Raw genomic sequence first — 19,606 nt, 5'->3', positions numbered from 1 at the left:
CGACGCAGGCGACCCTCCTGCCACGGAGGTTCCGTGGCCGCCCAGACCAGAGGAGGTGATGAGGTCCCTATGCGTCCATACGAAATCATGGTCATCCTTGACCCCACGCTCGACGAACGCACCGTTGCCCCGTCGCTGGAGACGTTTTTGAACGTCGTCCGCAAAGACGGTGGATCGGTTGAGAAGGTCGACATCTGGGGCCGGCGGCGGCTGGCGTACGAAATCGCCAAGCATGCCGAAGGCATCTACGTTGTCATCGACCTGAAGGCGGCGCCCGCGACGGTCTCCGAGCTCGACCGCCAGCTCAGCCTCAACGAGTCGGTGTTGCGCACCAAGGTGATGCGCACCGACAAGCACTGATCCGCGCTGTCGGAGCAGTTGCTTAGGCTTGACTAGGGCTGGTCTAAGGCTCGTACTCCCACCCACCAGGCGGACCCAGGAGGCAATAATGGCTGGTGACACGACTATCACTGTCGTGGGAAACCTCACCGCTGACCCCGAATTGCGGTTCACGCCGTCGGGTGCGGCAGTTGCGAACTTCACCGTGGCGTCCACCCCGCGGATTTATGACCGCCAGAGTGGGGAGTGGAAGGACGGCGAGGCGCTGTTCCTGCGCTGCAACATCTGGCGGGAGGCAGCCGAGAACGTTGCTGAAAGCCTGACGCGGGGAGCGCGGGTGATCGTGACCGGTCGGCTCAAGCAGCGTTCCTTCGAGACCCGCGAGGGCGAGAAGCGCACCGTGATGGAGGTCGAGGTCGACGAGATCGGGCCCTCGCTGCGGTACGCGACCGCCAAGGTCAACAAGGCCAGTCGCAGCGGTGGTGGTGGCGGTTTCAGCGGCGGTGGTGGCGGCGGCGGCTCCCGCCAGTCGGCGCCGGCGCAGTCCGGTGGATCCGGTGACGACCCCTGGGGCAGCGCCCCGGCCTCGGGTTCGTTCGGCGGCGGTGACGACGAACCGCCCTTCTGACCTACTTCATTTCTCACAGCACAAGAACGGAAAGACAGACACCCATGGCTAAGTCCACCAAGCGGCGCCCGGCTCCGGAGAAGCCGATCAAGGCCCGCAAATGCGTCTTCTGCTCCAAGAAGGGCCAGAACATCGACTACAAGGACACCAATCTGCTGCGGACCTACATCAGTGAGCGCGGCAAGATCCGGGCCCGCCGGGTCACCGGCAACTGCGTGCAGCACCAGCGGGACATCGCGGTCGCGGTGAAGAACGCCCGTGAGGTTGCGCTGCTGCCCTTCACCTCCTCGACGCGCTGATCCCCGCGCGCACAACGAAAGTCACATAACGATGAAGCTGATTCTGACGGCTGATGTCGACCACCTCGGCTCCAGCGGCGACACGGTCGAAGTCAAGGACGGGTACGCCCGCAACTTCCTGCTGCCGCGCGGTCTGGCGATCGTCGCCTCTCGCGGCGCCCAGCGGCAGGCCGATGACATCCGCCGCGCCCGTGAGAGCAAGACGGTCCGCGACCGCGAGCACGCCAACGAGATCAAGACTGCCATTCAGGCGCTCGGGTCGGTCTCCCTGCCGGTGAAGACCGCTGCCGACGGCGGCAAGCTGTTCGGTTCCGTCACCGCCGGCGACGTGGTGGCGGCCATCAAGAAGGCCGGCGGGCCGAACCTGGACAGGCGCATCGTGCGGCTACCCAAGGCGCACATCAAATCCGTCGGCACCCACCCGGTGGTGGTCCACCTGCACCCCGAGATCGATGTCGAGGTCGCGCTCGAAGTCGTCGGCGAAAGATAGCCCGGTTTGCCCTTACCCGGTGTGGCTCGCAGCGGCCGCACCGGGCTTTCGGCTGTCCGCGTCGCCTTCGAGTGTCGGCAGGCTGGCGAATGAATCCGAAGAGGTCTCCGCGGGTCCGGCGTAACCGTGCATTAACTCGCCGACAATGTCGCTGAAAACCAACACGCCCGACTCGATAACCTGCGCCGACACGCCGTAGAGATTCTTGTCCACATGAATTCGGCGGGGTTGAATCGCGATCATCAGCAACGATGGACAAAATCAGCGGTTTGATCCACAGGTACTCCACACCCTGTTCAACACCGGTGATCAACGGTATGCACACCCGATCCACAACTTCATGAACAGGCCCTGTTGGAGTCCTGTCTAGCAACCGTTTACGTTTCTTCCGGCGCATACGCCAGATCAAACAGGGGGCGGTGACGATGCGGTCCGCGGAGCGGACCGAGGAGGAGTCGGCCAGATCAAACAGGGGGCGGTGACGATGCGGTCCGCGGAGCGGACCGAGGAGGAGTCGGCCAGATCAAACAGGGGCGGGGTGTCGGGGCCTTGACTTACGCCCTGAATGTCAGAGATCGAATGTATGTTCGGTGGTTGAGTCAGAGGGAGGTGGTCCATGGCGGTCGTCGATGACATGCCTCACCCCGGCATGGACACCCCGCCACCCAGCGAGGACTACGGCCGCCAGCCCCCCCAGGATCTCGTAGCAGAGCAATCAGTGCTGGGCGGGATGCTGCTGAGCAAGGACGCTATCGCTGACGTCCTGGAACGGCTGAGGCCCAGCGACTTCTATCGTCCCGCGCATCAGAACGTCTACGACGCCATCCTGGACCTCTACGGACGCGGCGAGCCCGCCGATGCCGTGACCGTCGCCGCGGAACTCGATCGTCGCGGCCTGTTGCGCCGCATCGGTGGGGCGCCTTACCTGCACACGCTGATCTCCACGGTGCCGACGGCCGCCAATGCGGGCTACTACGCGGGCATCGTCGCCGAGAAGGCGCTGCTGCGCCGTCTGGTCGAGGCCGGCACCCGGGTGGTGCAGTACGGCTACGCGGGCGCCGACGGCGCTGACGTCGCCGAGATCGTCGACCGGGCCCAGGCCGAGATCTACGAGGTCGCTGAGCGGCGGACCTCGGAAGACTTTGTGCCCCTTGAGGACCTGTTGCAGCCGACGATGGACGAGATCGACGCCATCGCCTCCAATGGCGGCATCTCACGCGGTGTGCCGACCGGGTTCACCGAGCTCGATGAGGTGACCAACGGGCTGCATCCCGGGCAGATGATCATCGTGGCGGCCAGGCCGGGTGTGGGGAAATCGACGCTCGGACTGGATTTCATGCGTTCGTGTTCGATCAAGCACCGGATGGCCAGCGTCATCTTCTCCCTCGAGATGAGTAAGTCCGAGATTGTGATGCGCCTGTTGTCCGCGGAGGCCAAAATCAAATTGGCCGACATGCGTTCGGGACGCATGACCGACGATGACTGGACCCGGCTGGCGCGCCGGATGAGCGAAATCAGTGAGGCGCCACTGTATATCGACGATTCGCCGAATTTGACGATGATGGAGATTCGTGCCAAGGCGCGTCGGCTGCGCCAGAAAGCCAATCTTAAACTTGTCGTTGTCGACTATCTGCAGCTGATGACGTCCGGCAAGAAGGTCGAGTCACGGCAGATCGAAGTGTCGGAATTTTCAAGGCATCTCAAGCTTTTGGCGAAGGAGCTCGAGGTACCGGTAGTGGCGATCAGCCAGCTCAACCGTGGTCCCGAGCAGCGCACGGACAAGAAGCCGATGCTGTCCGACCTTCGCGAATCGGGCTCGCTAGAACAAGATGCGGACATGGTCATCTTGCTGAATCGGCCCGATGCATTCGAGCGCGACGATCCGCGGGGAGGAGAAGCGGATTTCATTCTCGCCAAACACCGTAACGGCCCCACCAAGACGGTGACTGTTGCGCACCAATTGCATTTGTCGCGGTTCGCCAACATGGCGCGGTGACGATTGCTGTTTGTAGGTTCTCGCGGGTTGTCCAATGAGTAGCGGCTATACAGCCACACCGACAGCATTGCTTCCCAGGTGGTGTTCTGCGGCGAGGTCCTGAAATCGAAGCGGATAACCAGAACTGTAGGCCTACCTTGCGGTTCGCCGGTACGCCTCCGGAGCCATCCCATACCAGCGCTTGAAGGCTCGCCGAAAGTTGGCGCTGTCGTGATAGTTGAGCAGATCAGCTACCGACTGCACCGTCATGCGCTCGTCACGCAGATAGCGCCGGGCTTGGCCAGCCAATACGTCATCTTTGATTTGACGAAAGCTGGCCCCCTCCTGGTTGAGGCGCCTGGCCAACGTGCGTTTGCTCATGAACAGTGCAGCAGCGGCACGATCTTCGGTTAAGGCTGCTGTGGGGTGGGTGAGCATCATGGTTTCGATCTGGCGCCGCATGCTGGGCTGCGGACTTTTTAGTTCGGCCAGCAATGCCTCGCACTGGGACCAAGCCAACAAGTAGGTGTCGCGATTGGCTGAGGCGTTGGGAATCTCGCATAGTCGAGTGGGCAGGCGAATCTCGAAGACCGGGCGGGAGTGCCGCACCCGGCCGGGAAGGTGGTCGCCGTAGCTCGCGTCCGGACCGGGATCGGGGTGTGTGAAATCGATTTCGGCGGTGTCAGGGACGCGGCCGACGATGAACTCAGCGATTGAATACAGCGCCATCGCGCTGACTTCGGCCATAAGCCGGGCCACCTCGTCCGGGACGTCGGTGGTGAGTCGAAATCGCATTACCGTAACGTCTTCGCGGCGGTCATGCTTAACCTGCCACAGTGGCATCTGGGTCCCCATGAACTGCCCGACCGCTTCTAGTGCCGTCGACAGATCCGGACTGCTGCTCGCGACAAACCCCATTGGCCCGTGCACGGCCGGGGTGAGCCGGCGGCCCAGCCGCATCCCGAATGACGGGTCACCGGACAGACTCAGGGCGTTGCACGCAATCTGGATCTGCTGATCGGGCGTTAGCCGCGTTGCCTCGTCGAGTAGCTGCTCCGGCGTGATCGCCGTCCCAGACAGCAATGCCGTGAGATGGGGGGTACGCATGCCCAGTTCTTGCGCGATCAGGCGTGAATAGACCGGGGGGATGCAGGCCTGCGCCGACGGCTCCACGAGAGAAAATTGTCTTGAAATGACCCCTTCGGTGTCAATAATGACCTCAGGAGGAGGCCCCGGATAGGGCATAGTTGCCGGTATGGGACACGTCACCTTCACTGAACATGACGGCACCCAGCACGAGGTCTCCATCGAGGAGGGCAAGTCCTTGATGAAGCACGCCCTCGACAACATGGTGCCCGGAATCGACGCCGACTGCGGCGGCGACGCGGCCTGCGGAACCTGCCACGTGATTGTCGATGGCAACTGGTTCGCCAAGACCGGCTCCAAGAGCGACGACGAGGAGCAGATGCTGGAGATGACGCCCGAAGCCGCGCCTACCTCGCGGCTTTCTTGCCAGATCCACGTCACCGAGGATCTCGACGGGCTGACCGTGACGCTGCCCGAATTCCAGATGTAGCGAAGGGCGCAACCATGAATCTGTCAGCAACCCTCATGAACGCGACGGCGCCGGTGGTGCCGATGCACTGGCAAATCAAGGCCGCACACCTGGTCCAGAAGGTGATCGACAAGTCCGGGATCAACCCGCCGGTGCCCGAGTTCACCGAGACACCGCGGCCAGACGCCGACACGCTCGACATCGGCGACATCGATCTCAGCGATCCGTTCCTGTGGCGGCAAGGAAAGTTCGACTCCTATGCCAAGCGGCTGCGCGACGAACATCCCGTCCAGTACACGGCGGACAGCCCCTTCGGCCCGTTCTGGTCGATCACGCGGTACGACGACATCGTCTTCGTCGACAAGCACCACGAGCTGTTCTCCGCCGAGCCCATCATCTTGCTCGGTGACCGGCCCCGCGGCCTTGAAGTCGAAACGTTCATCGCAATGGATCCGCCAAAGCATGACGAGCAGCGCAAGGCCGTCCAGGAGGTCGTCGCACCCAAGAATCTCAAAGAGATGGAAGCCCTGATCCGCACCCGCACACAGGACGTGCTGGACAACCTGCCTACCGACCAGCCCTTCAACTGGGTCGAGCGGGTGTCCATCGAGCTGACTGCCCGGATGTTGGCCACGTTGTTTGACTTCCCCTACGACCAGCGCCTCAAGCTGGTGGAATGGTCGGACCTAGCCGCGGCGGCACCGGAGTCCACGGGCGGGCTGGCCCATCGCGACGAGCTGTTCCCGGCAGTGGTCGAGATGGCCAGGGCGTTCTCGCGATTGTGGCGGGATCGGGAGGCGCAGCAGAAGGCGGGTGCCGAGCCCAGCTTCGATCTGATCAGCCTGATGCTGAACAACAAGGACACCAAGGATCTGATTAGCCGGCCGATGGAGTTCTTGGGCAACCTTGCGCTGCTGATCGTGGGTGGCAACGACACCACCCGCAACTCCATGAGCGGCGGTGTGCTGGCGCTGAACCAGTTCCCCGAGGAGTTCGACAAGCTCAAGGCCAACCCGAAGCTGATCCCGAACATGGTTTCCGAGATCATCCGCTGGCAGACTCCGCTGGCGTACATGCGCCGGGTGGCCAAACAGGACGTCGAACTCAACGGAGCCACCATCCGCAAGGGCGACAAGGTCGTGATGTGGTATGCCTCGGGCAACCGGGACGAACGCTCCATCGACAACCCGGATCAGTTCATCATTGATCGCAAGGGCGCCCGCAATCACGTGTCGTTCGGTTTCGGGATTCACCGGTGCATGGGCAACCGGCTGGCCGAGATGCAGTTGCGCGTGCTGTGGGAAGAGATTTTGCAACGCTTCGAGCGCATCGAAGTGTTGGGCGAGCCGGAGAAAGTGCAGTCCAACTTCGTGCGCGGCTACTCGCGCATGATGGTGCAGCTGACTCCCAAGAGTTGACCGGTGCCGTCCGATCAGACTTGCGTCATCGTTGGGGCCAGTCATGCGGCCGCGCAGCTGGTCACCAGTTTGCGCCAGCGTGGCTGGTCCGGCCCGGTCAAGCTGATCGGAGACGAGGGACGGGTGCCCTACGAGCGACCGCCACTGTCGAAGGCATACCTCGCCGGAGAAGTCGACGCCGAAAAGCTGGCGATCCGACCCGAGGCGTTCTACGCCAAGCACGGCATCGAGATCATCGCCGACCGGGTCACCGCGATCGATCGCGACGCCAAGGCGGTGACCCTGGCGGCCGGCAAGGCCGTGGTCTACGACAAGCTGGCCCTGTGCACGGGGGCCAGTGTGATCCGGCTTCCGCTATCCGGTGCCGACCTGCCCGGGGTGCACTACCTGCGCACCCTTGCCGACGTCGAAGCCATCAAAAATGACCTCCCGGCGGTCAAGCGAGCCGTAGTCATCGGCGGCGGGTACATCGGCCTGGAGACCGCCGCCTCACTGCGCCAACTCGGCAAGGACGTCGTCGTTGTGGAGATGGCTGACCGGCTGTTGCAACGGGTGACCGCGCCGGAAGTCTCGGCGTTCTATCACCGCTTCCACACCGAGCAAGGTGTTGTCATCGTGACCGCCGCCACCGCCGCAAGCATCGAGGGCACCGACCGGGTCGAGCAGGTGGTTTGCTCGGATGGCCGCGCGTTCCCCGCTGACCTGGTGATCATCGGGGTCGGCATCAAGCCGGTAACCGAACTCGCGCAGGCGGCAGGGCTCACCGTCGACGACGGGATCGTGGTCGATGAGTTCTGTCAGACCGCTGATCCCGACATTGTGGCGGCCGGCGATTGCGCATCCCAGCGCGATCACCAAACCGGTCAGCACCGCCGCCTCGAATCGGTTCCGTTCGCCGTCGAACAAGCCAAGAGCGCAGCTGCGGCAATATGCGGCGAGCCGGTTGCTCAAACGAGCCTTCCCTGGTTCTGGTCGGACCAGTACGACCTCAAGCTCCAGATGGCCGGCCTCAACCAGGGGAATGATCGGGTGGTCATCCGTGGACAGTCCGACAGTGGCGATAGCTTCGCCGCGTTCTACTTCCGCGAGGGGCGGATGATTGCCGCCGACTGCATCAACCGGCCACAGGAGTTCATGCTGGCCAAGCGGCTGTTGGGCAAGGGTCAGTCAGTTGATCCCGAAACCGTGGGAGATGAATCGCTAACGGTCAAGGAGCTCCTGGCGGCCGCAGACTAGGCAACTGGACGGATAGACCCCGTGTCAATGGCCAAGTTGAAGTATCCGCTGGTGGCCGGCTGAAAGTATCCACCCCGTGCGGTAGTTCCTAAGTTGGCTTGGGAGGCTCCTTTCGGTGTTGGGCGTCTTTCATGCGGTAGGAATCGCCGTCGGTGATGACGACGGTGGCGTGGTGCAGGAGGCGGTCGAGGATGCTGACGGCGGTGGTCTGCTCGGGTAGGAATCGGCCCCATTGTTCGAAGGGCCAGTGCGACCCGATGGCCAGGGATCGGCGTTCGTAGGCGCCGGCGACGAGGCGGAACAACAACTGGGTGGCGGTGTCATCGAGTGGGGCGAAGCCGAGTTCGTCGAGAATGATCAGATCGACCCGCAGCAGGGATTCGATGATCTTGCCGACGGTGTTGTCGGCCAGGCCGCGGTAGAGGCACCTACTGGTCATCGACCGAACGCACTGAACTGCTAATGGCCATTGAAGTCGAGAACCTACTCCCCGGACACCGCCGGCTTCCGGGGCTTTGGCGCCCCAACGGTTCCAAGGAGGGCACAGGAGGGCACGGTGAAGACCTACCTGTCCCTGGGCATCTTCTACGCGCGTCTGTGGCCCGTGGTCGCCGAGGAAACCTGAACGCCGGGCCGCGGCGTCGTTCGCCCGACCCAAGGAGTTCACACGGCGGAAACCCGTGATCGCCGTGTGACTACGTAGCCTGCCTCCATCCTCGAACACATTGATCCCTTCATCGGCACCGCCGCGACGCAGCTACCGTCGCCGCGGGACCTCGCTGCGACCTGGTGGTGGCCGAAGCCGCAGGTGGGCAACACCCACCCCGGAGCGGTCTCCCCGTTCGGCATGGTGTCCGCCTGCGCGTACTCCGGTGCCTACCCGACCGGTTACGGCCGGTACCCCAAGATCACCGAGGGACTGCCGCCGGAGATCTTCGCCGAGACCCAGGCGTCGGGGTTCACGCACTTCCAGCAGTCCGGCACAGGGGCGATCCGCAAGTACTACAACTACGCCCGAGTGACGCCGATGCTGGACCCGCTGGACAACCTCGGGACCGCGTGGGCGCTCCACGCCGAGACGTCGTCGCCCGGGTACTACGCGGCGACCCTCGACAACGGCATCCGGTGCGAGATCACCGTGGGAGACAAGGTGGCGGTTCACCGCTACACGTTCCCCGAGCACCGCAACGCCCGCGTCGTGCTCGACCTGTCGTGCGGCGGCTTGGTGATCGAGCACGGTCGGACGGTGCCGCTGCGCGCGCAGGTCGAGAACCTCGGCCGCGGCAAGGCGCAGGGCACCGTGGTGATGGAGGGGGTGCCGCTCTCGGTCGCCGTCGAGGTCGAGGCCCCCGGTTGGCGCCAGATGCTCTGGCACGACAAGCGACTGATCGACGGGGGCACCCGGCTCGACTTCGACTACATCCGCCCGACCACCCTGCGGCCGTTCGGGCTGTTGTTCATGGGGCCGGCCCAGGCGGGGACCGTGATCGAGGTCCGGATCGGGTTCTCCCTGCGCGGCACCGAGCAGGCAACCGACAACCTGCGCACCGAGTGCGATAGCGGCAAGCACGCCTTCGGCGTCGTCCGCGCCCGGACCCGGAAGAAGTGGAAGGAACACCTCGACCTGATCCAGGTCGAAGGTGGCTCCGAGGCGCGCCGTCAGGTCTTCGGGACCGCGCTCTACCACTCCCTGATCAAGCCCTGTTTCGGTGACGACGAGTCCCCGTTCTGGCCCAACAGCGGGCCGTTCGCGTTCGACGTCTGCACCATGTGGGACATCTATAAGACCCAGATCCCGCTGCTCATGGCGATCGTGCCGGAACGGGCCGCGGACCTCCTGGAGTCGTTGATCCGGGTCTGCGAGGAAGAGGGCAACTTCCCGGTCGGCTACCGGATGGCCCGCGGGGCGGACCGGTTCTTCCGGCAGGCGAGCGCGTTGGCCCACACCGCCCTTGCCGACGCGCAGGAACTGAACCTGCGGGAGATCGACTGGAGTTGGGCCCTGGTCCACATGGTCGACGACCTGCGGCGGATGTACGGCGAGGACTTCATCGAGAAGGGCATCGTCCACCCCATCACCCACACCCTCGACCTCGCCTACGCCCACTACTGCACCGCCAAGGTCGCCCGCGCGGTCGGGGACACCCGGCTCGCCGCGGAGTCCGAGGAGCGCAGCGCGGGTTGGGTGAACGCGTTCGACGCCTCGAACGGCCTGTTGAAGGACTCGGAGTACTACGAGGGCGGTAAGTGGAACTACTCGTTCCGGTTGATGCACGACATGGCCGGTCGGATCGCTCTCGCCGGCGGGGACGACGCCTTCGTCGGCATGCTCGACGCCTTCTTCGGCTACTGCGCCGAACCGGTGACCCAGCCGGGCATCGAACCGAAGCCCGCCGAGATGGAGTTCGGCTACGCGCTCAACCGGTTCGAGGGATTGAACAACGAACCGGACATGGAGGCTCCGTGGGCCTACCACTATGCCGGCCGACCCGACCGGACGGCCGAGGTGGTGCACGCGGCGCTGACGTGGCAGTTCGGCACCGGCCCCGGTGGCCTGCCCGGTAACGACGACAGCGGCGGCCTATCTGCCTGGTACGTGTGGGCGTCGCTGGGGCTCTTCCCAGTGGCCGGCCAAGGTCTCTTTTTGGTGAACACTCCGGCTTTCGAGCGTTCCCGCTTACTGATCCGGGGCAAAGATTTGACCATCACTACCAGTGGATTCGTCGAGCAGCCGATCGGGTCCGACGGCATCGACTCGACTCCGCCGGTGCAGTACGTGCAAGCCGCAACGTTCAACGGCACACCGCTTCAGGGAACCCACATCTCTGCCGAGGAGCTGCACGCAGCAGGAACGCTGCACATCGAGCTGGGTCCGGAACCCAGTTCGTGGGGCCGGTCGGAGAGACCTCCGTCGGCCCGAGGCCCCGTCCCAACGACCGAGGGGGCACCATGAACCGTCCTTTTCGTCGTCTCGTCATCATCGTCCGAGCCGACCCGGTCATCTGCGGCCACAGCGGCGAGGCCCGTAACCTCGCCGAGGTCGCGCTGAAGCGCGGGTTCGACGACGTTCGACTGTTGACGTGGCCGATTCCCGTATTGGAAGCTGCGGGACTCCCGCTGAAACCCTTGGATCGCCTGCAGGAGTACAGTCCCGGCATCACCGTCGAGCGGCCCGAACCGGTCGGTGACTACCGCGTCCCGGACGGTCGCTACATGGCCGGCCTCACCGGCCGCCTGGTGGAACTGCTCACCGACGGTGTTCCGACGACCTGCCTGTCGATGTACCTGATGCCGCACACCACGGTGGTCGGGGACGCGGTGAGCGCGGCCGCCACGGCAGGTCTCGACACGGATGTCACCACGATCGCGAAGGCGGTCGGGTCGGATGTCACGAATGTGATTCGCAACTGCCTGCTCGACGGGGCGGTCGGTGCCGCGATCGCGCTGATGGCCCGCTACCTCGGCAGCGACCGGGTCGTCGCCGTGTCGGAATACACGAAGGACGAGATCGTCGCCGCGGCAACCGAACTCGACGAACGCGCCGGGACCCGGTTCGCGCAGGAATGCCGCGATCGGATCGAGACCAGCTACCCGGCGATCGATACCGGGGCGTTCCTCGACCTCGACGAGGACGCCGTCGAGGCGGTCCTGGCCAGTCGAGGGCTCGAGCGCAACGGCTACGTCCTGTTCCTGTCCCGGGTCGCTCGGGCCAAGGGTGTGGACGACCTGATCCACGCCTACCGCGATTCCGCTGCGGCGGAGAAGGTCAAGCTCGTCGTCGCCGGCACCGGACCGCAACTGCAGGAGTACAAGGACCTGGCGGCGGGGGACGATCGCATCGTCTTCCTGAGTGACGTGGACGACGACGAGAAGCCGCTGCTGATGCGCGGCTGCGCGGCCTACGCCCTGCCGACGCGGCCGGAACCGGAGTTCGTCGAGACCTTCGGGATCGCGCTGGCCGAGAAGATGCTCGCGGGCGGTGGCCCCATCATCACCTGCCTGACCGGTGGGACCGGGGAAGCGGTGGGCAACACCGCGTTCATCGTGCCGCACAGCGACCGGGCGGCGCTCGCGGAAACTATCGACCAGGCGATCTCGTTGCCGGAGTCCGAGCGACACGCGATGGAGATGAGGGCGCGGCAGCACGCTCTGACCTTCGATCGGTTCCGGGTCTTCGACGACATGTTCGGGACGGGCGAGGCGCCGGGGTACATCGGGCCGGCCGAGTTGGCGGCCACCGGCACCTGAACGGGCCCCTCCGCCGTCGAGCGGCACCACGGCCGCCGCGGCGTGCCCCAGGATCAGGCGTGGATCGAGTCGTTCTCCGAACCACAGCGAGGCCGAGTGGCCGCAATTGCAGACCATCGCCGACCCGTCGCTGATGGAAGCCGAATTTGCAAGCGCAAGAACGGAATACAATTCCGTGGGGCTGGCCTGAGACGCGCCGCGCAAACCTGGACGGGATCGCGTCCGTGAGGTACCCGCCGCCAGCGATGCCGCCGAATTAGGGAGCAAGTCTCAGCGCGTCGTTAGTTCCGACATGCCACTCGGTCGGCGGCCCGCCACTCAGCATGATCTCGCTGCCGATGATCAACCAGCACAGCCGTTGGCACCGACACGTGGGCAACAGCATAAAATCGGAGGCCATCGCAGAGTGGTGCCTGTCATCGGTGTAGGAAATGAAGCCTTTCGTGAGACAAACCGAGGTGCACTTGCCGTCAGACGGTCCACAAAGCGCCTGGTCCGTCGCTGCTGGGGATGTCGCCGCGGGTGAGGACCTACAGCCGCCGGATGTAGGGCCGCGTAAATCATGGCGGGGTCTCACAACTGACAATGGAGTGATGGCGGAACCGGCAAGTTCGCAATGCATGCGTATGTGGAACAGCGATGGTTGCTTCGGCCTACCAGCGCAGACTCGGGGGTCAAAGGTCGCCGGACACCGCTGACTAGCGCGGTGATGCCACGTAGGCAAGGAGCCTTTTCGGAAGGGTGATCGGCCTGCCTGAATGCGCGTCGAGACATACGTATCGCGAACGCGCCTCGGCGACGTGAGCGGTGTCGACGAAGGCGTCGTAGTGCACCTGGATGCAGCGGTTGGTGATTCGGTCCAGCACGACTTCGACATGCATCTCATCGTCGCTACGCACCGGCCCTAAGTAACAAACGTTCACGGCCGCAACCGTCAGGCGCCGTCTGGCTCCGAGGGATGTGTCGATGGCACCGAACCGAGAACACCAGCACTCGATGAACGCGGCCTCGAAGAATTCGAGGAATCGGGGATGTCCGAGCATCGTGCTGGCCGCACAGTCCTGTGGCCGTACCCGTTGCACATAGACGAACGGCTCTGCCCGGGTTGCGGCCCAAACCTCTTCGAAGTGCCGCTGGTTCAGCGGTACCAACCATGCTTCGGCAATTCGGCTGTCGGCCAAGCGATAGATACCCGCTGTGCGCCAATCGACGTCGCGGCCGCCGAGCACAGCGCGGCCGTCAGCCAATTGCACAAGTGCCCCGCCGTGATGGGCAAGTCCCTTCTCGACGATCTGCATCGCGCCGCCCGCCGAGTCGCGACTGGCACGGAAGTACCCGAGCACCGCCTCGCGACCGCGATAGTCACCGGCGATCGGGCTGGTACCGGGGACATGCCAGACGACATCGTCGGCGAGCATCTGCTCAACCGGGCCGGGATCACCGCCTGCGAACATCGCGCGTTGGCGGCGCAGGAACTCCTCGACGACGGTGTCCGTATCGACGCTCAACTGCGAAGCCTTCGGCTCGCCTGATCCAATATGTCGCCGACGGTACGCAGGTGCAATCGTTCGGTCACGGCCCAAACCGCACGCGCAACGAGGTTGCTCTGCTGGACGAACGTCACGAAAAGGATTGCACCGCCTTCCTTCTTGAATAGAAGCTCACCAGGCATTCCGATGCGTGAGTCGGCTCCGAGCAGAACGTAGTCAGGTTCGTTGCGGTGGGCCATCCGACGAGTAGCCGGCTTCGGGTCGTGAGCGGGGCCCCTTCCAGGATTTCACGCGCCCAGCATTCGCCGCCCGCACGTCGTATCGGGCCGACGTCGACCAGAAACGTGTCCGCGTAGTCGACGGTCGCCAAAGTACTCAGAGTCCGGGCCAAGGGCGGTACGCCGATCTGGCGTACGCCGCTCACCGCAGGACCTCGGCGACGGAGAGCGCGATGCGCGAGCGATTGGCGGGCTCTGCGGGGCTGGTAGCGGGGTGCACATTCACCAGGGCCGTTGGGTCAGGCCTAAGGGGTGTGCCGACGGCGAGCGCGAAGAGCACGCCTCGATTGCGGTCGGCGTGTGTCCCGTAGCCACCACACGCTGAACGAGAGTATCCACACCAGGTAGAGCCCGAGGGGCGCCGCGATACCACCGACGATGCCGTTGCCGGAATTCAGCGGGCCGGTCAATGACAAGACCCCGAGTACCGCGCCAGCATTCGCGAGTACACCGACGATGACCCCTTCAGCCATCAGTCTCTCCGGTTCCCGTCGTTCGCTTTCGGGCTCTGGTGCCGTCGTGCAGAGCGGCTTGCATCGCGGCGGCCAACTGTGACCGCGCACTGCGCGGCACCGCTACCCCAGCCACAAGATGCCGCCGGATCGTCCCCATCGGCAGGTCGATCACCGCGCAGGTCGTTCGTTCCACCGTCTCGCTGGTGGCACGCCCATAGAGTCGCCGCGCCAAGTCCCCAAGCGCCACACGCAATCGATCATTAATCTCTTGCAGTTCATCGGCGATCGCCGGATTAGTGATCTCGGCGACGAGATCTTCTCGTCGCACCGAGGCGAGCAGCCGGGCATCCGCGGGCTCCTGCGCCGCGAAGTCGTGGATAGCCAGTCCGGCGGCAACAGCCGCTTCGACCGGATCACCACCAACGGCCAGTTGCTGAAGGAACCCGTCCTGCGATCGGCGCACGGCGCGTAACCACATCGTCGCCAATAAGTCGTCTAAGCCCGAAAAACGGTGATAGACAGAGCCTTTCGGCGCCCCACTAGCGGCAACGATGCGGTCGACCGTCACGCACCGCACCCCGTCGCGCAAAACCAGGTCGCGTGAGACGTCAAGCAGCATGTCGACGGTATGACGCGCTGGCCTCGGCATAGGGCAATAATAGACGATTTATACTAGAACATCTAGTCTATTACCGGTGCAGGTGCTCAGTATCAAAGGAATTGGGAGCGCAACATGGACAGCAAAGCTCAGGTGGTCCTCGACGTGATCCAGGCGGTCCAAGACCGTGACGCCGCGACGCTTGAGCGGCTCTATCATGACGAGTTGGAGTTTCACGAGGCGGCGTCATTGCCGTACGGAGGCACGCTCAAGGGCAAGAACGTGCTGTTGAAGCAACTCGAATCAGAGCCCGAAAATACCTGGATCGGAACGTGGGACCCCCTTCAGCCGACGAAGGCCGACCGACGATTCGACCCTCGTGTGGTCGCAGTCAACGGTGATGAGGTCGTGGTCAAGTGCACGAAGCATGGCGTCAGTCCGAACGGCGAGCGATTCGACTCGGAAGTCTTGGCGCTGTACGAGGTGCGCGACGGCAAGCTCGCCGGTGCCCGGATGTTTCACTACGACACCGCTGCGCTCACCGCGTTTCTCGCGCGTGCGCGGGGGAGTCGTAGGTAGGAGCAGACGGAGCCGGCCGCCAGGCCCGGCAGGCGGCAGTCGAATCAGCTCGAGGCGGCAACATCGTTCGTCGGCAGCGGGGGGAGCAGAGCGGGCAGCACCAGCTGACGACGCAGCCGGGTCCCCGAAACCTGAAAGAGGCAACCCATTGCGGCCAGCGTGCCGCGGAGATCGTCGCGGCCGGTCAGGTACGCCCAGCGGTGCTTGTCGGGCAGGGCGAAAAACTGTTCGAAGAATCCGGGCAGGTCGGCCGGTGGCATTCGCAGCAGCGCCTCCAATCCGATTCGCCGGACGCGGTGCACCGCCCGCGCGCCGATCGGCCACACCGTGTTCCGGGCGTCGGCCAGCGCTCTGTCGGGGCGGTCGGGCAACCGGGCGGCCAGCGCGGCTGCTACCCGGGGAGCGAGCTGCAGCGAACCGGCCACGCTGAACCCGGTCGCCGGATGTATCAGCGGGGCGGCAGCACCGAACCCGAGTGTGCCGGGCCCTCGGTGCCGCAGATGGTCCACGCGGAACGAGACCTTCTCGCTCGGCGCGTCCGCTGGGGGTTGAATACCGTGGCGGGCCAGCCTGGCGTGCAGTCGCCGGCGCAGTGTCGACAGGGCCAACCCCGGCCGGCGTGCCAGCGAGGTCTCCTCCAGCAGCACCTGGCCACCGCCCAACGGGATCGCATAGAGAAAGGTCGGCCAGCCCGTCTCACCGTGGTTGGGGCGCCAGTCCATGAACAGCGCCTCGCCCGGAGCCACGAACGGCGACGCGATGTCCTCGTCGACGATCAGCCCATAGGCGGTCTGTGCGGCGTGCACCCGCCGCACGCGGGCCGGGTCAAGCGGCCGCGCGCCGCCCCCGGCGTCGACGACCACCGATGCCCGCAGCTGTGACCCGTCGGCCAGGTCAACAACGCCGGCCTGCGGTGACCCGACCGCCCGCCCGGCGTGGATCTGCACCCCGCCCAGCTGGCCGGCGAGGTGGCCGCGAAGCGCAGCGACATCCAGTACCGCGTATTCCCAACCCAGCCGGTGCTCCGTCACCGCGATCGCCCGACCTGCGGCGCGCGCCGCAACCACCGAGTCGGGCAGGTCAGCGGGCAACTCGGCGCTCCACATCCCATAGGTTGCCGTCCACGGCCGCTCCGGCGACGGGTCCAGCAACCCTGTGCGCAGCCCGACCCGCGCGCATGCCCCCGCCAGCGCCAAACCCGCGGGCCCGCCGCCGACCACCAACACGTCCATCGACACCATCGTGCCTCTCACCGCCGGTATTCGCTGGACTGACCCGAGGACCGGCGAGCGCTCGGCTGATTACCGGCTCCCGAAAGTCTTACCTGTTGAGCTGCCATACGGCCAGGTTCAAACACACGGCGAAGGTCGTCCACAGGAGGTAGGGCACCAGCAGCCATCCGGCTATGGCGCTGCGGCGAAAGAACAAGACGACAGTGGTGACCAGGACCGCCCACAGAATCGCGATGTCGATCAACGCGATGCCGCGCCACCCAAGTCCGAAGAACAAAGGGGTCCAAGTCGCATTGAGCACCAACTGCGTGGCGTAAGCGCCGAGTGCAGCGCGGGTCACGCTGATGGGTCCGCTGCGCCACACCAGCCAGGCCGCCACAGCCATTAGCACATAGAGGGTCGTCCACACCGGCCCGAACAGCCACGCGGGCGGCGCCCACGACGGCTGCCGCAGGCGGCCGTACTGCTGGGCACTGTTGGCCGCTAGCCCTCCCACCCCGGCGGTGAGCGCTACCGCTAGCAACGACAAGCCGAACGCGACGACGCTTCCGGCGCCCCGGCGGTTTGCGGCATCTACCATCCGACCACGGTAGCGCCCGAGTGAGACCGCCGGTGGCCCGGTGATGGGCCGAGCGGGGACAACTCGTTGACGGCAACCGGAAAATTCTGTGCCGCAGGGGATGTACCGGTCCTATCGCATAGTCCGCCATGTCATGCTGCGGGACAGGTGCCCACCGGTTTGGCGCAGTCGACCACAGAGACAGCACCCCAGCCATACACTTGCCGCGTGAATATCAGCAAGCTCATCGCCGACCTGGCAAGCGCTCCCGTCCGGGCCGGCGTCAAGGCAGCCGACGCCGGACTCGCCGTTGCGGCCATGGCGCTCGGGGCTGTTAAGGAATCCATAGGCGAAGAGGGCCCCAAGACAGTCGACCCGATTACCGACCTCTTCCCGCTGCGCGGCGCACTCGTAGGCGCCAACCGGGTTGCCGAGCTGACCGAAAACGACCGGGCGATGGGGCGCGTTCTGGTCCGCGGCGGACCCGCGGACAAGCTCACCCGGCCGGGTGGGGTTGTCGACATGTTGACCGCCCCCGGCGGTCTCCTCGACCGGGTCTCCGTAGAAGGCAGCGCGCTCGAGCGAATCCTGGAGCCCGGTGGACTCGCAGATCGCCTGCTTGCCAAGGACGGGCCGATCGAGCGCGCGTTCGCCGAGGACGGCATCATCGAGCGGATGTTTGCCGAGGGCGGCATCATCGACACGCTGCTGGCCAAGAACGGACCGCTGGAACAATTCACCGAGGCCGCTGAAATCTTGAGCCGGTTGTCGCCCGCCGTGGAGAGGTTGACCCCTACCGCTGACACCCTTGAATCCGCTGTCGACACGATGAACAGGATGGTCAACTCGCTGAGCGCCGTCACAGAACGCATTCCGCGGCGGCGGGCGACGCGGCCGGCGGCTGTGCGCGCGAAGCGCACCGTGGATCAGGAAGCCATCGATCAGTGAGCCGGCACGCATGGGTCGGACGACCGGCCCTACAGTTGCTACCGTCCACGCAATGACCGCAAGAATCGACCCGGTCGACTTTTTCGGCGACGCCGCCATCCAGGACCCCTACCCGCTGTATGCCCGGCTGCGAACCGACGGCGGCGTTCACCGCGTCGGAGATTCCGACTTCTATCTGGTGAGCAGCTGGCCAGCGATCACCCAAGTAGTCAACCGGCCGGACGTCTATTCGTCGAATCTGACCGCGACGATGACTTTCAGCCCAGACAAAGGGGTCGCCGCCTTTCCGATGGACGGCGTGGGCGGCCGCACCCACATCTTGGTCACCGCGGATGACCCGGTGCACGCGGCACATCGCAAGTTGATGCTAGGCCAGTTCACCGCCAAACGGGTGCAGGCGTTCCAGCCCCTGATAGTGCAGGTTTTCGAAAACCTCTGGGCCACAGCGGCCGACGACGGCACCATCGAGTGGATGGACGGCGTCGCCAACCGATTGCCGATGACCATCGTCGCCGAGCTGATCGGGGTCCCCGAAGCCGATGCCGACCAGTTGGCGCGATGGGGCTATGCCAGCACCCAACTGCTGGATGGACTGATGTCGGGCGAGGACTTGGCCGCGTCGATGTCCGCCATCGGCGAGCTGAGCGCCTACATCACCGCGCGCTTGCAACAGGCCGCCACCGATCCGGGTGACGACCTGATCGGCGCGCTGGTCAAGGCGCAAGCGGCCGGGGAGCTCGACGCTTTCACCGCTCAACTCATCCTGGTGTCCCTGTTCAGCGCCGGCGGCGAGTCCACCGCATCACTGTTGGGCACCGCGGTGGACATTTTGGCCACCGACGCGGACCTGCAGCAGAGGGTTCGCGACCAGCCGGATCTGCTCGGGGTGTTCGTCGAGGAAACCCTGCGTCTGGAGCCGCCGTTCCGCGCACACTACCGACATGTCTTGTGCGACAACGAACTTGCCGGAACCGCGTTGCCAAAAGATTCCCGGGTCCTATTGTTGTGGGGGGCGGTCAATCGTGATCCGGAGCATTTCGAGGCCCCCGACGAATTTCGGTTGGATCGCCGAAACAGCAAGGCACACATGAGCTTCGGCAAAGGCATCCACTTCTGCCTGGGCGCGCCGCTGGCGCGACTGGAGGCCACGACCGTGCTGCGGATGCTGCTTGATCGCACCGAATGGTTCGACGCCGCCGAAGTCGGCCCGTGGCTGCCCAGCGTGCTTGCCCGTCGGCGGGAGTTCTTGCGTTTGACCTTCAAGTAGCCTGCTGGACTC

Annotated in this window: 19 protein-coding genes and 1 pseudogene; 13 read left to right on the top strand and 7 right to left on the bottom strand. The window is 64.9% G+C overall.

Annotated features, from left to right (window positions below; genetic code table 11):
- Nucleotides 1-69 precede the first annotated feature (69 nt).
- The 4 genes from rpsF (at nt 70) to rplI (ending at nt 1,756) form a co-directional block, all read left to right on the top strand.
- Entirely contained in the window at nt 70-360 is a 291-nt protein-coding gene (rpsF, locus tag AC5Y7D_RS14355) for a 30S ribosomal protein S6 (protein WP_055578152.1), read from the top strand.
- Nucleotides 361-448: 88 nt separating this feature from the next.
- Nucleotides 449-967 (top strand): single-stranded DNA-binding protein, encoded by a 519-nt coding sequence (locus tag AC5Y7D_RS14350; protein ID WP_499924945.1) that lies wholly within the window; start codon nt 449-451, stop codon nt 965-967.
- Nucleotides 968-1,011: 44 nt separating this feature from the next.
- A complete protein-coding gene (rpsR, locus tag AC5Y7D_RS14345; protein ID WP_499924942.1) occupies nt 1,012-1,266 on the top strand; it encodes a 30S ribosomal protein S18 in 255 nt (84 codons plus the stop codon).
- Between the two features lie 31 nt (nt 1,267-1,297).
- On the top strand, nt 1,298-1,756 hold the full coding sequence (rplI, locus tag AC5Y7D_RS14340; protein WP_499924939.1) for a 50S ribosomal protein L9: 459 nt from the start codon (nt 1,298-1,300) through the stop codon (nt 1,754-1,756).
- Nucleotides 1,757-1,768: 12 nt separating this feature from the next.
- Here rplI and AC5Y7D_RS14335 read toward each other — a convergent pair whose 3' ends face one another.
- Complete coding sequence (locus AC5Y7D_RS14335) at nt 1,769-2,005, bottom strand: hypothetical protein (RefSeq protein WP_499924935.1); 237 nt, start codon at nt 2,003-2,005, stop codon at nt 1,769-1,771.
- Between the two features lie 367 nt (nt 2,006-2,372).
- Between AC5Y7D_RS14335 and dnaB the strand changes: the two genes are divergently transcribed.
- Nucleotides 2,373-3,752 carry a replicative DNA helicase gene (dnaB, locus tag AC5Y7D_RS14330; protein ID WP_499924931.1) on the top strand — a complete coding sequence of 460 codons (1,380 nt, stop codon included), beginning with the start codon at nt 2,373-2,375 and terminating at the stop codon, nt 3,750-3,752.
- A 132-nt stretch (nt 3,753-3,884) separates the two neighbouring features.
- On the opposite strand, the gene AC5Y7D_RS14325 is transcribed toward dnaB, so the two are convergent.
- Nucleotides 3,885-4,976, bottom strand: coding sequence for an AraC family transcriptional regulator (locus AC5Y7D_RS14325; RefSeq protein WP_499924929.1), 1,092 nt, complete (start codon nt 4,974-4,976; stop codon nt 3,885-3,887).
- Nucleotides 4,977-4,986: 10 nt separating this feature from the next.
- On the opposite strand from AC5Y7D_RS14325, the gene AC5Y7D_RS14320 reads away from it, so the two are divergent.
- The 3 genes from AC5Y7D_RS14320 to AC5Y7D_RS14310 are packed head-to-tail and all read left to right on the top strand — an operon-like array spanning nt 4,987 to nt 7,940.
- Complete coding sequence (locus tag AC5Y7D_RS14320) at nt 4,987-5,307, top strand: 2Fe-2S iron-sulfur cluster-binding protein (RefSeq protein WP_499924927.1); 321 nt, start codon at nt 4,987-4,989, stop codon at nt 5,305-5,307.
- A gap of 14 nt (nt 5,308-5,321) precedes the next feature.
- Nucleotides 5,322-6,704, top strand: a complete 1,383-nt coding sequence (locus AC5Y7D_RS14315) for a cytochrome P450 (RefSeq protein WP_499924925.1) — start codon at nt 5,322-5,324, stop codon at nt 6,702-6,704.
- Nucleotides 6,705-6,707: 3 nt separating this feature from the next.
- On the top strand, nt 6,708-7,940 hold the full coding sequence (locus AC5Y7D_RS14310) for an NAD(P)/FAD-dependent oxidoreductase (protein ID WP_499924923.1): 1,233 nt from the start codon (nt 6,708-6,710) through the stop codon (nt 7,938-7,940).
- An 88-nt stretch (nt 7,941-8,028) separates the two neighbouring features.
- On the opposite strand, the pseudogene AC5Y7D_RS14305 reads toward AC5Y7D_RS14310, so the two are convergent.
- Nucleotides 8,029-8,364, bottom strand: a pseudogene (locus tag AC5Y7D_RS14305) (ATP-binding protein); the annotation flags it as partial.
- A gap of 288 nt (nt 8,365-8,652) precedes the next feature.
- On the opposite strand from AC5Y7D_RS14305, the gene AC5Y7D_RS14300 reads away from it, so the two are divergent.
- Both AC5Y7D_RS14300 and AC5Y7D_RS14295 read left to right on the top strand, forming a co-directional pair.
- Nucleotides 8,653-10,893 carry a glycoside hydrolase domain-containing protein gene (locus AC5Y7D_RS14300; RefSeq protein WP_499925223.1) on the top strand — a complete coding sequence of 747 codons (2,241 nt, stop codon included), beginning with the start codon at nt 8,653-8,655 and terminating at the stop codon, nt 10,891-10,893.
- A complete protein-coding gene (locus AC5Y7D_RS14295; protein WP_499924921.1) occupies nt 10,890-12,188 on the top strand; it encodes a glycosyltransferase in 1,299 nt (432 codons plus the stop codon). Before AC5Y7D_RS14300 ends, AC5Y7D_RS14295 begins: the two co-directional genes overlap by 4 nt.
- A gap of 698 nt (nt 12,189-12,886) precedes the next feature.
- Here AC5Y7D_RS14295 and AC5Y7D_RS14290 read toward each other — a convergent pair.
- Together AC5Y7D_RS14290 and AC5Y7D_RS14285 are read right to left on the bottom strand one after the other, a co-directional pair.
- On the bottom strand, nt 12,887-13,696 hold the full coding sequence (locus AC5Y7D_RS14290) for a nuclear transport factor 2 family protein (RefSeq protein ID WP_499924917.1): 810 nt from the start codon (nt 13,694-13,696) through the stop codon (nt 12,887-12,889).
- A gap of 725 nt (nt 13,697-14,421) precedes the next feature.
- Nucleotides 14,422-15,030, bottom strand: a complete 609-nt coding sequence (locus AC5Y7D_RS14285) for a TetR/AcrR family transcriptional regulator (protein ID WP_499924914.1) — start codon at nt 15,028-15,030, stop codon at nt 14,422-14,424.
- Nucleotides 15,031-15,144: 114 nt separating this feature from the next.
- Between AC5Y7D_RS14285 and AC5Y7D_RS14280 the strand changes: the two genes are divergently transcribed.
- On the top strand, nt 15,145-15,588 hold the full coding sequence (locus AC5Y7D_RS14280; RefSeq protein WP_499924912.1) for a nuclear transport factor 2 family protein: 444 nt from the start codon (nt 15,145-15,147) through the stop codon (nt 15,586-15,588).
- A 44-nt stretch (nt 15,589-15,632) separates the two neighbouring features.
- Here the strand turns inward: AC5Y7D_RS14280 and AC5Y7D_RS14275 are convergent, their stop codons facing one another.
- Together AC5Y7D_RS14275 and AC5Y7D_RS14270 are read right to left on the bottom strand one after the other, a co-directional pair.
- The gene (locus tag AC5Y7D_RS14275; RefSeq protein ID WP_499924909.1) at nt 15,633-16,820 is read right to left on the bottom strand and encodes a lycopene cyclase family protein; all 1,188 of its coding nucleotides are present in this window, start codon (nt 16,818-16,820) and stop codon (nt 15,633-15,635) included.
- A gap of 88 nt (nt 16,821-16,908) precedes the next feature.
- Nucleotides 16,909-17,400: a TspO/MBR family protein gene (locus AC5Y7D_RS14270; RefSeq protein WP_499924907.1), complete on the bottom strand. Its 492-nt coding sequence runs from the start codon at nt 17,398-17,400 to the stop codon at nt 16,909-16,911.
- Between the two features lie 207 nt (nt 17,401-17,607).
- On the opposite strand from AC5Y7D_RS14270, the gene AC5Y7D_RS14265 reads away from it, so the two are divergent.
- Nucleotides 17,608-18,327: a hypothetical protein gene (locus AC5Y7D_RS14265; RefSeq protein WP_499924905.1), complete on the top strand. Its 720-nt coding sequence runs from the start codon at nt 17,608-17,610 to the stop codon at nt 18,325-18,327.
- A gap of 52 nt (nt 18,328-18,379) precedes the next feature.
- Nucleotides 18,380-19,594: a cytochrome P450 gene (locus AC5Y7D_RS14260; protein WP_499924903.1), complete on the top strand. Its 1,215-nt coding sequence runs from the start codon at nt 18,380-18,382 to the stop codon at nt 19,592-19,594.
- Nucleotides 19,595-19,606: the final 12 nt, after the last annotated feature.

This window comes from Mycobacterium sp. NGS49, from assembly GCF_059812565.1.
This window is presented reverse-complemented; position numbering and strand designations above follow the sequence as displayed.